The organism is Rhizobium sp. C104, assembly GCF_022354505.1.
Classification (GTDB): domain Bacteria; phylum Pseudomonadota; class Alphaproteobacteria; order Rhizobiales; family Rhizobiaceae; genus Rhizobium; species Rhizobium redzepovicii.
On record NZ_CP092355.1, the window covers coordinates 172,261 to 184,402 of the forward strand.

Consider the following 12,142-nt stretch of genomic DNA (forward strand, 5'->3'; position numbering starts at 1 on the left):
TTACGTCATGCTCCGCGTTGAAAATCTGGTCGTTCGATATGGACCGATCGAAGCCGTCAAGGGGATCAGCTTCGAAGTGGGCCAGGGCGAGATCGTATCTCTCCTGGGTCCCAACGGTGCCGGCAAAACATCCACTCTTGCCGCACTGATGAAGCTGATCGTACCGCAATCGGGTACGATCACCTTGGCCGGTGAAGACATATCGGGAGTGGGAGCTGCCCAGATTGTTCGGCGGGGCATGACCCTTTCTCCGGAAGGGAGGCGCGTTTTTCCGAGATTGAGCGTTGAGAAAAACCTCCTTTTAGGCGGCATGGTCCTCAAGGACTGGCGCAACCCAGAGGTCCTGAACCGGATGTACGCCCGGTTCCCGATCCTTCATGAGCGTCGCAACCAACTTGCGGGAACCCTTTCGGGTGGAGAGCAGCAGATGCTCGCCATCGCGAGAGCGTTGATGTCTTCTCCCAAGGTCCTTCTTCTCGATGAACCTTCTCTTGGAATCGCGCCGAAGATCGTGGCCGAAAACTTCGATCTTATCTGCGAATTGCGGGACGAGGGATTCACGATCTTGCTCGTGGAGCAGAACGTCTTCCAATCCCTCTCGATCTCCGACCGGGCATACGTGCTCGAGAGCGGACGTATCGTGGCGAGTGGGGATTCGGATGACATCCTTAAAAGCGATCTCGTCCGGCACTCATACCTCGGGGTCGCCGACCCGATCGAAGCGGCATAGGTGCGACCATGGAAATCTTCATTCAATATCTCATCAACGCCCTAAGCCTCGGCGGTGTCTACGCGCTGATCGCCCTTGGACTGGCAATCGTATTCAGTATCTTTGGCTTCATCAACTTCGCCCACGGGGAGCTTCTCACGCTCTTCGGCTATGCGTTGTTCTATTCGCTGGGTGCGGGCATACCGTTTCCGTTGGCGGTAATCCTCTCGCTGATCGCTTGCATGGTCGCCGCGGTCGCAATGGAACGTATCGCGTTTCGGCCGTTGCGCGGGGCTAACCCCATGACGCTTCTGGTCACGAGCTTCGCTATATCCGGAGCTCTCCAGGTGATTTTCCAGGTCGCGTTTGGCGCGCTGCCCAAGCCCCTTAACATGCCCGGCTTCCTGACGGGCGCTTTCAATGTGGGCGGCGTTTACATCGGCGCTGCGCAGTTGATCTCAATCTTCACCGTTGCGCTTCTGGCCATCGCCCTCAACCTTTTCCTGAACCGCACGCGGTTCGGTCTATCGCTTGTTGCATCGGCCCAGGACTTCGACGTAGCGAGATTGATGGGCATCAAGGTGAACACGGTCTACGCCATAGCCTTCGCGCTGTCCGGCTTGCTCGCTGGCGTCGCCGCCCTGCTGTGGGTTTCAATGCGCGGGTCGGTAACCCCGGATATGGGCTTCACGCCGCTGGTAAAGGCATTCGTCGCAACGATCGTCGGCGGTATGGGCAGTTTGACGGGCGCGGTAGCAGGAGGGTTTTTCCTTGGAGTCATGGAAGTCGCGCTACAAATCGTCCTTCCGTCTGATTACCTGGTTTTCCGGGATCCCCTCATCCTTTCGATCCTGATTGGGTTCCTGCTTTTCCGTCCTCGTGGCCTCCTTCCTGCAGCAGCGATGCCTGTAAAGTGAGGATAGGAGGCGTGTTTTCTGGCGCGTATTTTTCAATCATAGGAGAACGGAAAGCACGCGGCTGGTTATGCTCATACATCTCTCGCCGACGCGCTTCCTCCAGCGCGTCGGTATTTTTTATCATGAACTCTCGAGCCTTTGCCATGAGCTGCGGGTTACATGCCTTTGATTTATTCGCCCAGGTTGGTCTTCAGTTCTTGCGATGCCTGCGCGATCGCGCTGCGGGGTGCCGGCAGATGGCTGAACGCGTTCGACAGCCCAAAATCGTGAATCATGCCGTTGTAGCGCACGGACTTCACATGCACACCCGCAGCGTCGAGCTTGCGGGCATAAGCCTCGGCTTCATCGCGCAGGACGTCGAATTCGGCGGTCTGGATCAGCGTCGGCGGCAAGCCCTTGAGCTGCTCGGTCGCCGCCTGCAGCGGCGAAGCGTAGATCTGCTTGCGTGCCTCGACATCGGTCGTGTAATGGTCCCAGAACCACACCATCAAGTCCTTCGTCAGGAAGTAGCCGTTGGCGAACTCCTTGTACGATGGCGTGTCGAAGTTTGCATCCGTCACCGGACACAGCAACACTTGCGAACGCAGTTCAGGCGCGCCCTTTTCGCTCGCCATCAAGGCAACCACGGCGGCCATGTTGCCGCCTGCGCTGTTTCCAGCTACGGCGAGGCGCTTGCCGTCAACCTTGATCTCGTTGCCATGCTCGGCCACCCATTTCGTGGCGGCATAGCCTTGTTCGATGGCGACGCCGTATCCCGCCTCAGGCGACAGGGTGTAGTTGACGAAGACCGCCACCGCACCCGAGCCTGTCACCAGGTCACGCACCAGCCGTTCGTGGGTCGGGAAGTCGCCCAGCACCCAGCCGCCGCCGTGGAAGTACATGAACGCAGGCAAGGTCTTCTGTTTGCTGCCGGCTGGACGAACGATCGTCAGCTTCAGGTCGCTGCCATTGACGCGGATGGTCTTCTCGCTGACGTCAGCCGCCGGCAAGGCCACATTGGGGGCAGCCTGGGCACCCGCCAGCGCGGCGCGGGCCTCGACAGGCGTCATGGTGTCGAGCGTCTTGCCGCCCTCAAGAGATTGCAAGAATTTTGCTATGTTGTGTTCGACGCCCGGCCGGTCGGCTGCAGAAGCGTTACCAACCGCCAGGGCCAGAGCGGACAGGGCGACCGCGGAGGTGAGGGTTTTCATGATATTTTCTTTTCAGTGAGTGAGTGTAAAGCAGAAGCCTGAGGCGTCGGTGTCGACGCGGGCGCGTGTGGCGGTGCCGATGTCCTCGATGTGGACAAAGCCGAGTTTGATGCGCGGCACGGTGGCGCGCACCACGATCCAGGGCACCATTCCCACTGGACTAGGTCAACCGGCAGGCCGACTCAGTCTTGGGTCTCGGATGAGTTGTGCAGATGGCTGGTTAACGCGCCACGTGCGTGTGGAAAATCTTGCTGACCACCGTCCACTGGCCATCCACCTTCAGCAGATGGAAGAAATCGGTGAACGAGATGCCCGACATGTCATTGGCGTCGATGCGGGCGCCAGCCGCCGTACCGACAATCTCGATGCGGGTTATCGCGGCCGTCGCGTCGGGAGACGGGCGGAAATCCTTGTCGACCCCCTCGAACAGGATCGGAATCGCGCCGCCGGTGAGCTTGCCATCCGGGCCAACGCTGTACATCGTTGCCTGGGGGTGGAAAGCGGACTTCATAATGCTGCTCTTGGCCTGCTTGCAGCCTTCGATGTACTTGTTCAGCACTTCGGAGATGGCTTGGTAATCCTGCACGTATGTTGGTTTGCTCATGGTTTTTCCTTGGTTAGCTGTTGGGCGGATTGGCGAGTCTGCGGCTTGGGCGGTTGTGAACATGCCAACAGCGACTGCCGCAATAATCAAAGTCTTGATGAAAGTCGTCTTCACTCGATCACTCCTAAGGAGTCGCCATGACTCTTCGATTCCACATCGATACCGTTTCGGTGATCAACCTGCTCAGCCCGCCAGCACAGGCCAGTCGGTGTAGCCCTTGGCACCGTTGCCGTAATAGGTTTCACGGGGGGCCACAGCCAGTTCAGCACCCTCTTTCAAGCGACGGACCAAATCGGGATTGGCAATGAATGGACGGCCGAAGGCGACGGCATCGACCTTGCCCTCCGCGCGGCGATTCACCGCGAGGTTGAGGTCGTAGTTGTTGTTGCCGATGTAGGGGCCCTTGAACCGTGCGCGCAATGCGTCGAGGTCCACGCCGTCGGGCACGGAGCGCGAGGTGGCCGTGGCACCCTCGACAAAGTGCATATACGCCAAATGGAAGCGGTTCAACTGCTCGATCAAATGGCCATATGTCTGCATGACTTGGCTGTCCAGCGGCGTGTTGCCAGCGTCCGGCGTCACGGGAGAAAGTCGGATGCCGACGCGGTTGTGACCCCAGACCTCGACCACCGCCGCAGTGACTTCCAACGTGAGCCGGCAGCGATTCTCGATATTGCCGCCGTATTCGTCGTCACGCTGGTTGGTCGAATCGCGCAGGAACTGGTCCAGCAAATAGCTATTGGCGGAATGCACTTCCACGCCATCGAAACCGGCGCGTTGTGCGCATTCCGCAGCATGCCGGTATTGCTGGATGATGCCGGAAATCTCGGACGTTTCCAATGCACGCGGCATCGAGACATCCAACATCCCCTTTTCGGTATAGGTCTGCCCTTCTGCCCGAATCGCGGAGGGTGCCACCGGGGCTGCACCGTCCGGCTGCAGGTCCACATGCGAGAAACGGCCCACATGCCACAGCTGGCACACGATCAGGCCACCGGCTGCGTGCACCGCATCGGTCACGTTTTTCCAGCCTGCTACCTGTTCCTCCGTCCAGATGCCCGGCGTCAACGCATAGCCACGCCCCTGCGCGGAGATGTTGGTCGCCTCGCTGATGATCAAGCCCGCGCTCGCGCGCTGTGCGTAGTAGCGGGCGTGCATTTCATTAGGCACGCCATCTGTCCCCATGCGACTACGTGTGAGCGGAGCCATGACGATGCGGTTTGCGAGCCTCAGCGCACCGATTTGTATTGGCGAAAAAAGATCGCTGAAAGAACTGCTGAGCGTCATTTTTTAATCCCTGCGGCAACCAAGTTTCATGATGAATTTGTGTTGCCCGCAGTATAGAGATCGGTGACAATGACGTATATAGTCACAAACAGGCATACAGTATGAACAAGAAGATCATAATCCAGGCGGCGCATGCCGGCCGTGCGGGAGTGCCCGCCTCGCTACCGGTGCATCTTCCGGGGCTTCTGACGTTCGAGGCGGCGGCCCGGCATTTGAACTTTGCCCGGGCGGCAGCAGAATTGGGCGTCACGCCGACCGCGGTGTCGCGCACCATCAAAGCCATGGAAGCGCAATTGAATGTCCGACTATTCAACCGCACCACGCGCAGCGTCAGCCTGACCGAGGCGGGTTCGTCACTGAATTCAAAAATGGCACCCGCGCTCGCACTGATCAGAGACTCCTTGTCAGAAGCTTTGCTGGCAACCGATCAGCCGTCTGGCACCGTGCGCGTCAATTCTTCATACGTCGCATACCGCATGTTGATCGAACCCCACATAGATGCCTTTCTGGCGAGTTTTCCGTTGATCCATGTCGAGATATCGTTGGACAACGTGCTCGGCGACATCGTCAATGCCGGCTTTGACGTCGGCATTCGGATGGGCAAGCGAGTGCAGAACGACATGGTGGCCATTCAGCTGGGACCGGTACAGAAAAGAATTGTGGTAGCCGCCCCAGACTATTTTCAAAATCGAAAGGAACCCAAGACCATTGATGATCTGCTGGACCACAACTGCATTCGGCAACGCTATTCCGTGGGAGGCCGGTGGTTTGAATGGAAGTTCGGTTCGGAGGGTCAAATCATTCAAATCGACGTGCAGGGGCGTCTTTTATTTGACGAAATGAGGTCTGTCGTGGACGCGGCTGTACAGGGGCAAGGCATCGGTTTCGTATTCGAGCAGTTTGCGAAACAGGAGCTGACCAGCGGCCAATTGCGGCACATTCTCAAGCAGCACAGCGGGATGGACGATGCGTTTCATCTGTATTATCCACACCGCAAACATATGCCGGGAAAGCTTCGCGCGTTCGTTGATTTCATGCTGGATGCTAGCGCAGGATAACCTTACTGATTATTGGTGCGGTGGATTCAAACCTGAAGCGCAACACCTGGATTTCAATGAACGAGGGCGACGTGCTGGGAACTGCTGATGAGAATTTCACGGTAGACAGCCAGCGGAGATCGTACGCCGAGACCCTTTCGGTCGGTCGTTGATCATATCGGCAATGGCACCGAACTGTGCTTGGCTGCAGCCCGAGAGATTTGTGCTCCTGGGTAGATACTGACGCACCAAACCATTCAAGTTCTCGTATAAGCCCCGCCGCCATCAGCTGTAAGGATCGCAGAAGTACACGGCGATGCCCGCGCTCGCTGCGCTTCTTGAGCAGCGCCATCTCGCGCCCCTGGTCGGAGGTCGTGCTCAGGCGCAGCGGCCCTGCGATACCCAGGAGCTTGTCTGTGAAGGGCCTGCAGCACGTTTTTGGCAGCGGTGGCGGGCCATATCTGTCGATCGGCGCGGAGAATGTTCACCCCTCTTCGACGTCCAATCTTGGGTGCCGATTGACAGCTGGGTTTTTCATGACTCGGTCTCCGGCCCCAGCACCGCTCGGTGGTTGGCCCTACCGCAAGTGTCCACGAGAGTTTCGATGACGCTTTCCAAGATAGCCTGCGCAGAGATCAAGCTAGAGTACCGACGGGAGCGAGGTGTTAAGGTAGCGCTGTGCCACACTGCGCTACCTTAACGCGGAGCGCCGACCCTGGGGCAGAACCATCGAGAGGAGAGCCTCGACTCGAATCCGGGGCCGGCGTCCGATACGTGGTGACGGGCTTCCGCGAGAGGAATCAGCCCTCGTACATGTGGTAGACCTTCGCGATGATCTGCCACTTGCCGTCCATTTTGATTAGCGTGTGGAGGTCGGTGTAGTCAGCGCCAATAGCGTCCTTTTCCATGTCGACGCGAACAACGGCGGTCGTCGGCGTGATGCCGAGGATATCGAGACGCACCTTGATTTCCGGAGCCATGCCGTTTTCGTCGACGAAGTCGTACAGGTTCTTAATGGGACCGCCCAGCAGCTTTCCATTGGTGAAGCCGTACATCACGGCGTCCTTGTTGAAGGCCTTTGCGACGTCGCCGGATTTGCCAACTCGCAGACCGTCAACGTAGTGCTGAACAGTCGCGATGATCTCTTCGTAGTCCGACGTCGGGATGGTCTTGATATTCTTGGTCATAGAATTTCTCCGGTGGATTGACGGGTGTTCCCGCGAACGAAATCGCTCGCACGAAGCGAACCTCGTGCGCCTGGTCGTCCATCTGTAGTGGTCGCTACAGATGGTAATCTGAACAATTTAGCGGTAGTAGTCAAGCCGAATTTGAGCTTGAGCGGCATGGGTCTGACGGGGTCGGAAGCCGCAGCGCAGTTTCTGAAAATGTACCCTTGACCATCTGTAGCAAAGATTACACAAAGTGTCTGTAGGGATCACTACTAATCATTGGCGGCTTGCTGGCCGTCACGCTCGCAGTGTTATCGGGAGGTTCAAAAATGCCATCGGTCGAATTCAACGACGTAATCGACAGCGACGCCGATCATGCATGGAACGTGCTTAAAAAATTCGGTGAGATTTCCAAGTGGCATTCCGACATCGCGGAGAGCCGGATCGACAACGAACTGCCGGACGGCATGGTTGGGTGCGTTCGCAAACTCATCCTCGGCGACGGCGGCGTAATCGTAGAACGCCTGCTCGCCACGGACGATGTGAGACGCAGTCTGACGTATCGTTTCGAGGAGGCTCCCTTGCCGCTCGACAACTACACCCTCACGGTCGCGGTCACGCCGCTGACCCGGGAGCGCGGTTCCTTCATACGTTGGTCTGCAACGTTCGACCTCAGGGAGCCCGATCCGGAGGGCAAGTACGAGAAGCTGATGCAGGGACTTATCATCGGCGGCAGCGATAGCCTGCAGGCCTACTTGCGTCAGTCACGCTGACATCATGACGCTTGCTGGTCATACTTCCGGAGCGGTACCGCGAGAGGGCTGGCTGTCAGCAGGCTCGCACATCGCTCCGGTCGAGCTTGAAAAGGCCGTCCGGTTGATAAATCACGGCCCTACCGTTCTCGTATCCGCACGCAGCGGAGGCGTTGACGATGTAATGGCCGCCGCTTGGGCGTGCCCCCTCGACTTTTCACCGCCGAAATTGACGGTGGTTCTGGATGCTAAGACGGCGACAAGGGAATTGATCGACAAGAGCGGGCAATTCGTCGTTCAGGTGCCAACGGCTCGCCAAGCAGCACTTACATTCGCGCTTGGAAGCAATTCCCTGAAGACGACCCCGGACAAACTCGCCCGGTCGGGCGTGGAACTGCTCCGGATGGACGGTTTTGACTTGCCGTTCGTATCGGGCTGTTCCGCCTGGCTTGCTTGTAAGGTGATACCCGTCAAGGGTATTCAAGATTGGTTCGATCTCTTCCTAGCCGAAGTCGTCGGCGCGTGGGCCGATCGCCGGATATTTCGAGACGGGCACTGGCAGTTCGAAAATGCCGACCCGGAATGGCGAAGCCTGCACTATGTTGCAGGCGGTCATTTTTATGCGGTCGGCGACGCCGTGGACGTTTCGGTCTAGGGCGGTACCTCGCGCGGTGACGCGAGCATTGATTTCCCCGCGGAGTACTATCACAGCTCCGCACCTTCAGGCCCGGCTTACACCGGGCCTTTTTTCTCCAATCACCGGCCGTCGAAGGCTTTGGAGTTGTGGGATATAACGTGCTGCACCAACGCCGCTGCACTCCGAGGAGTTACTTCCTGAACATCGACTATTCCGAGCTCAACCGCGTCGACCGCTGCGAGATGCGACCGTCTGAAGGGCGGACATCAGGGCGCTTCCGATAACGATCGGATCCATCGACAGCTGAGGTCGGGCCCCATGGAATCGCTATCATTCCACAAGCTCAAAAATCGCTTCGATCTCGACGCTGATGCCGAAGGGCAGGCTGCCCATGCCGACGGCCGACCGGGCGTGCTTCACGCCGAAGACAGACTCGAACAGGTCGGAGCAACCATTGATGACTTTCGAATGCTCCTCGAAATCCGGCGTGGCATTGACCATGCCTAGAATCTTGACCACTCGTTTGACCCGATCGAGATTTCCAACCTCTTCCTTGAGAATGGAGAGGAGGTGCAGGCCTACGTATCGAGCATGCTCGGCACCCTGTTCGGTCGTGAGATCGCGCCCAACCTTGCCCTTCGGGATCTCGCCCTCGGGGGTGACCGGGACCGTTCCCGAGCAGTAGACATAGCTTCCCGAGCGAACGGCGTTGGCATAGTTGGCGGCGGGTGCCTTGACGATGGGCAACTCAAGTTTGAGTTCGGCAATGCGGTTTGAGATCGACATCAGTTAGCCTTCCATTTGCTGGTTCGTCACGTTTCTAAGCATCTGTCCAATCGATGGCCCGCATAGCGAATATCGATGTCATCGATAATTGATGGCGTGAGGAGGCAGGCGGCATTCACTGTCTGGCTCCTGCTTTCCGAACTTTGCGTTAAATGTCCCTGCCAAGCGACGGGGCGTCAAACCAGTTTGTCAGCGAAGCGCCTCCATCCACCACCAACGACGCCCCCGTCACGTAGCCCGATAGCCTGTCGGACAGCACGACCAAAGCAGTTGGCACGAGGTCGTCGCTACTACCGATCCGGCCAAGCGGAATGAAGCGGACCATAGAGGGGTCGGCGACGAAACCGCCCGCACCGATGATACCGGGCACTAGGGCGTTCACCCTTATCTGAAACTGACCGAGGGTCTTTGCAAGTTCCTTGACCAACATGGCGAGTGCAGCTTTCGAGGTGCTGTAGTGCGGCAGGTTGCGAGGGGTGCCGGCATGGAGCGACGTGAGAAACAGAAACGATCCGGGACGCCCGGCACGTATCAATGGTTTGGCCAGTTCCCGGGAAAGGTGGAAACCGGCGTCGACATTGACCGAGCGCATGGTTTCCCAGGTTTCGTCCGTCACGGCGAGCGAATGATCGCTCTCTTTCCTCGGCGGGGCGGCGCTGTGAACGAAGTGGGTTGTCACTCCGATTTCCTTTGCAGCGAAAGACAGGAGAGCGTCGCATCGCTCCCGCTTGGACAGATCGCCGACCCATGGCACGGCGAGTTCAGGGCGGGGAGCGCCCGCAAGAGCTGCCTCAACGCGCTCGGCACTTACATCCGCGAAAAGAGTTCTGACACCTTCTCCTGTCAGTGCCTGGGCGATCGATCGACCGATGCCGTTGCCGGCTCCCGTCACAAGCGCCCGGTGGTTTGCGTCATCGAATGGTTTGTCGAAAATGCCCATGCATTTTGGTTCCGTATCTCGTCCACCCAACAATCAGATCGTTGGATTTTGGGAGGGGATGGCTCACGCCGTCATAGCCTCCGCAACTTGGTCTGATTGTCTGATAAGATACAAGGGACAAAAAAGCCACCATTTCATCAACGGAATCGCCATTCTCGTGAGTTATTCGCGTTATTAGAGGCATTCCTGATCCATCTTTGCCCGCTGCACAACCAGAAAAAGTATTTCCCCGCGTATTGACTCAAACTGATTTTCAGACAATCTGACAGAAGCGGCAGGTTTGAGTGGAGGACTTGGAGCCCGACGCCGCTGTAGGAGGATCATGATAATGCCTGTGAACGTTTCGGGAGTTTCCGGCCAAGGGTCGACGGCTCAACCACTGATCAGCGCTGCCGGAATAGCAAAGTCCTTCAACGGAGTCCCTGCGCTCAAACACGGGAAACTTGAGGTACGCCCCGGTAGCGTCCACGCCCTGTGCGGCGGGAACGGCGCGGGGAAGTCCACCTTCCTGAACATTCTTATGGGTGCCCTTGCGCGCGATGGCGGGGAAATATTCGTCAAGGGCCACCGTGTCGAGTTCCACACACCTTCGGAGGCCATGGCAAAGGGTGTCGTGATGATCTCGCAGGAATTAAACCCGGTTCCCGCCATGACCGTGGCCGAAAACCTCTTCCTGGGGCATGAACCGAGGAAGCTCAGAGTATTCGTGGACCACAAGACGATGCAAAGAGACGCACGACGGCTCCTATCGGACCTGGAGTTCGACGTCCCGGCGAACGCGAGGATGGATGAACTCACGCTGGCCCAGACCCAACTGGTGGAGATCGCGAAGGCCCTCAGCCGCGACGCAGATATCATCATCATGGACGAACCGACATCCGCTATCGGCGAGCACGAAGCGCACATTCTCTTCAAGGCGATCCGCCGCCTTCAGACGAAGGGTAGGGGCATAATCTATGTCTCCCACAAACTCACCGAGATTTTCGAGATCGCGGACGAATACACGATCTTCCGGGATGGAGAGTTTATCGAAACTGGGCGAATAGCCGATATCGATCGCAGACATCTGGTGACGCAGATCGTTGGCCGCGAAGTCGAGACGGAGCGCAATTTCGACACCCGGATTACCGAGAAAAAGGTGCTTGAAGTTCGAAACTTGAGCGAGCCGGGAACATTCGACAACATTTCGCTTGATGTTCGCGCCGGCGAAATCGTGGGGATCTACGGTCTTTTGGGATCGGGCCGCACCGAGTTTCTCGAAGCGGTCTACGGCGTTCGCAAGCCAAGCAGCGGTGAGGTCAAATTAGACGGTAAAGCCGTCCGTCCCGGTAACCCCAGAGCATCCATCGAAGCCGGGATGACAATGATTCCGGAGGATCGGAAGATGACCGGCCTCGTTCTCCAAGCTTCGATCGCTCACAACATCACCCTTTCCATCATCCGGAAACTCAGTCGGTTTTTCTGGATTAGGCGACGTAGCGAAATCAGTATCGTCGACGCCATGATCGCCTCCCAACGCGTCAAATGCGCTTCTCCCAACCTCACGGTCGAGAGCCTTAGTGGAGGTAACCAGCAGAAAGTCATCATTGCCCGGTGCCTTACCAGCGATCCGAAGCTTCTCATATGCGATGAGCCGACAAGAGGCATCGACGAAGGCGCTAAGCAGGAAATATATCGTTTTCTGCGCGAGTTTGCGTCACGGGGCAACGCGGTACTGATGGTATCCTCGGAAGCACCCGAAGTGCTCCACGTGAGCGATAGGATAGCGATCTTCCGTCGGGGCAAGCTCTCGCACACCCTCGATGCATCCGTTGCGACGCAAAAGAACATAATGGACCTCGCAGCCTAAGCGACGGTCTCCAAACCATAACCTTCGTGAACCACCACACAGCAGCTCAGCGATCGCTTTGAGCGGCGATCCAATGTGCCCGTCGAAAGGAAATGCAATGTCCAACGAAGCGATTTTGGAGACGCGCGGAAAGAGCCACAATCCGACAGTTCATCTGAAGACTGCCCTTCAGACGTTCGGAATAGGCATCGTCTTTCTGTGATTAGGCATGGAATAAGGACCCCGCATTTGGGGTGATCGGCGTCCAAACGGGACCCCCATCTGC

At 57.7% G+C, this 12,142-nt stretch carries 13 protein-coding genes; 6 read left to right on the forward strand and 7 right to left on the reverse strand.

All coding sequences use genetic code 11. From position 1 onward, the window contains the following. Positions 1–7: 7 nt before the first annotated feature. Positions 8–730 (forward strand): ABC transporter ATP-binding protein, encoded by a 723-nt coding sequence (locus MF410_RS35390; protein WP_222149121.1) that lies wholly within the window; start codon positions 8–10, stop codon positions 728–730. An 8-nt stretch (positions 731–738) separates the two neighbouring features. Continuing rightward, a complete protein-coding gene (locus MF410_RS35395; RefSeq protein WP_239621476.1) occupies positions 739–1,626 on the forward strand; it encodes a branched-chain amino acid ABC transporter permease in 888 nt (295 codons plus the stop codon). A 170-nt stretch (positions 1,627–1,796) separates the two neighbouring features. Here the strand turns inward: MF410_RS35395 and MF410_RS35400 are convergent, their stop codons facing one another. From MF410_RS35400 to MF410_RS35415, 4 genes are all read right to left on the reverse strand, one after another. Next, the gene (locus MF410_RS35400; protein ID WP_222149120.1) at positions 1,797–2,816 is read right to left on the reverse strand and encodes an alpha/beta hydrolase; all 1,020 of its coding nucleotides are present in this window, start codon (positions 2,814–2,816) and stop codon (positions 1,797–1,799) included. A gap of 12 nt (positions 2,817–2,828) precedes the next feature. Beyond that, on the reverse strand, positions 2,829–2,972 hold the full coding sequence (locus tag MF410_RS35405) for a hypothetical protein (RefSeq protein ID WP_222149119.1): 144 nt from the start codon (positions 2,970–2,972) through the stop codon (positions 2,829–2,831). A 64-nt stretch (positions 2,973–3,036) separates the two neighbouring features. After that, complete coding sequence (locus tag MF410_RS35410) at positions 3,037–3,534, reverse strand: nuclear transport factor 2 family protein (RefSeq protein WP_222149118.1); 498 nt, start codon at positions 3,532–3,534, stop codon at positions 3,037–3,039. Between the two features lie 69 nt (positions 3,535–3,603). Further along, entirely contained in the window at positions 3,604–4,707 is a 1,104-nt protein-coding gene (locus MF410_RS35415; protein ID WP_222149117.1) for an alkene reductase, read from the reverse strand. Positions 4,708–4,808: 101 nt separating this feature from the next. Here MF410_RS35415 and MF410_RS35420 point away from each other — a divergent pair, with 101 nt between their 5' ends. Further along, positions 4,809–5,765 carry a LysR family transcriptional regulator gene (locus MF410_RS35420; protein ID WP_222149116.1) on the forward strand — a complete coding sequence of 319 codons (957 nt, stop codon included), beginning with the start codon at positions 4,809–4,811 and terminating at the stop codon, positions 5,763–5,765. A 779-nt stretch (positions 5,766–6,544) separates the two neighbouring features. Here MF410_RS35420 and MF410_RS35425 read toward each other — a convergent pair. Then, complete coding sequence (locus tag MF410_RS35425; RefSeq protein ID WP_222149115.1) at positions 6,545–6,931, reverse strand: nuclear transport factor 2 family protein; 387 nt, start codon at positions 6,929–6,931, stop codon at positions 6,545–6,547. A 311-nt stretch (positions 6,932–7,242) separates the two neighbouring features. Here MF410_RS35425 and MF410_RS35430 point away from each other — a divergent pair, with 311 nt between their 5' ends. Both MF410_RS35430 and MF410_RS35435 read left to right on the forward strand, forming a co-directional pair. After that, positions 7,243–7,686, forward strand: a complete 444-nt coding sequence (locus MF410_RS35430) for an SRPBCC family protein (RefSeq protein ID WP_221973866.1) — start codon at positions 7,243–7,245, stop codon at positions 7,684–7,686. A 4-nt stretch (positions 7,687–7,690) separates the two neighbouring features. Further along, positions 7,691–8,320 carry a flavin reductase family protein gene (locus MF410_RS35435; RefSeq protein WP_222149114.1) on the forward strand — a complete coding sequence of 210 codons (630 nt, stop codon included), beginning with the start codon at positions 7,691–7,693 and terminating at the stop codon, positions 8,318–8,320. A gap of 312 nt (positions 8,321–8,632) precedes the next feature. On the opposite strand, the gene MF410_RS35440 is transcribed toward MF410_RS35435, so the two are convergent. Both MF410_RS35440 and MF410_RS35445 read right to left on the reverse strand, forming a co-directional pair. Next, the gene (locus MF410_RS35440) at positions 8,633–9,088 is read right to left on the reverse strand and encodes a RidA family protein (RefSeq protein WP_222149113.1); all 456 of its coding nucleotides are present in this window, start codon (positions 9,086–9,088) and stop codon (positions 8,633–8,635) included. Between the two features lie 148 nt (positions 9,089–9,236). Next, positions 9,237–10,028, reverse strand: coding sequence for an SDR family oxidoreductase (locus MF410_RS35445; protein ID WP_222149112.1), 792 nt, complete (start codon positions 10,026–10,028; stop codon positions 9,237–9,239). Positions 10,029–10,350: 322 nt separating this feature from the next. On the opposite strand from MF410_RS35445, the gene MF410_RS35450 reads away from it, so the two are divergent. Continuing rightward, positions 10,351–11,877, forward strand: a complete 1,527-nt coding sequence (locus MF410_RS35450) for a sugar ABC transporter ATP-binding protein (protein ID WP_239621478.1) — start codon at positions 10,351–10,353, stop codon at positions 11,875–11,877. Positions 11,878–12,142 lie beyond the last annotated feature (265 nt).

Excerpts from the sequence above, each read along its gene's own strand:
- MF410_RS35425 (WP_222149115.1), bottom strand. The coding sequence starts at position 6,931 with ATGACCAAGAATATCAAGACCATCCCGACGTCGGACTACGAAGAGATC.
- MF410_RS35400 (WP_222149120.1), bottom strand. The coding sequence starts at position 2,816 with ATGAAAACCCTCACCTCCGCGGTCGCCCTGTCCGCTCTGGCCCTGGCG.
- MF410_RS35435 (WP_222149114.1), top strand. The coding sequence starts at position 7,691 with ATGACGCTTGCTGGTCATACTTCCGGAGCGGTACCGCGAGAGGGCTGG.
- MF410_RS35430 (WP_221973866.1), top strand. The coding sequence starts at position 7,243 with ATGCCATCGGTCGAATTCAACGACGTAATCGACAGCGACGCCGATCAT.
- MF410_RS35390 (WP_222149121.1), top strand. The coding sequence starts at position 8 with ATGCTCCGCGTTGAAAATCTGGTCGTTCGATATGGACCGATCGAAGCC.
- MF410_RS35420 (WP_222149116.1), top strand. The coding sequence starts at position 4,809 with ATGAACAAGAAGATCATAATCCAGGCGGCGCATGCCGGCCGTGCGGGA.
- MF410_RS35395 (WP_239621476.1), top strand. The coding sequence starts at position 739 with ATGGAAATCTTCATTCAATATCTCATCAACGCCCTAAGCCTCGGCGGT.
- MF410_RS35450 (WP_239621478.1), top strand. The coding sequence starts at position 10,351 with ATGATAATGCCTGTGAACGTTTCGGGAGTTTCCGGCCAAGGGTCGACG.
- MF410_RS35415 (WP_222149117.1), bottom strand. The coding sequence starts at position 4,707 with ATGACGCTCAGCAGTTCTTTCAGCGATCTTTTTTCGCCAATACAAATC.
- MF410_RS35445 (WP_222149112.1), bottom strand. The coding sequence starts at position 10,028 with ATGGGCATTTTCGACAAACCATTCGATGACGCAAACCACCGGGCGCTT.
- MF410_RS35440 (WP_222149113.1), bottom strand. The coding sequence starts at position 9,088 with ATGTCGATCTCAAACCGCATTGCCGAACTCAAACTTGAGTTGCCCATC.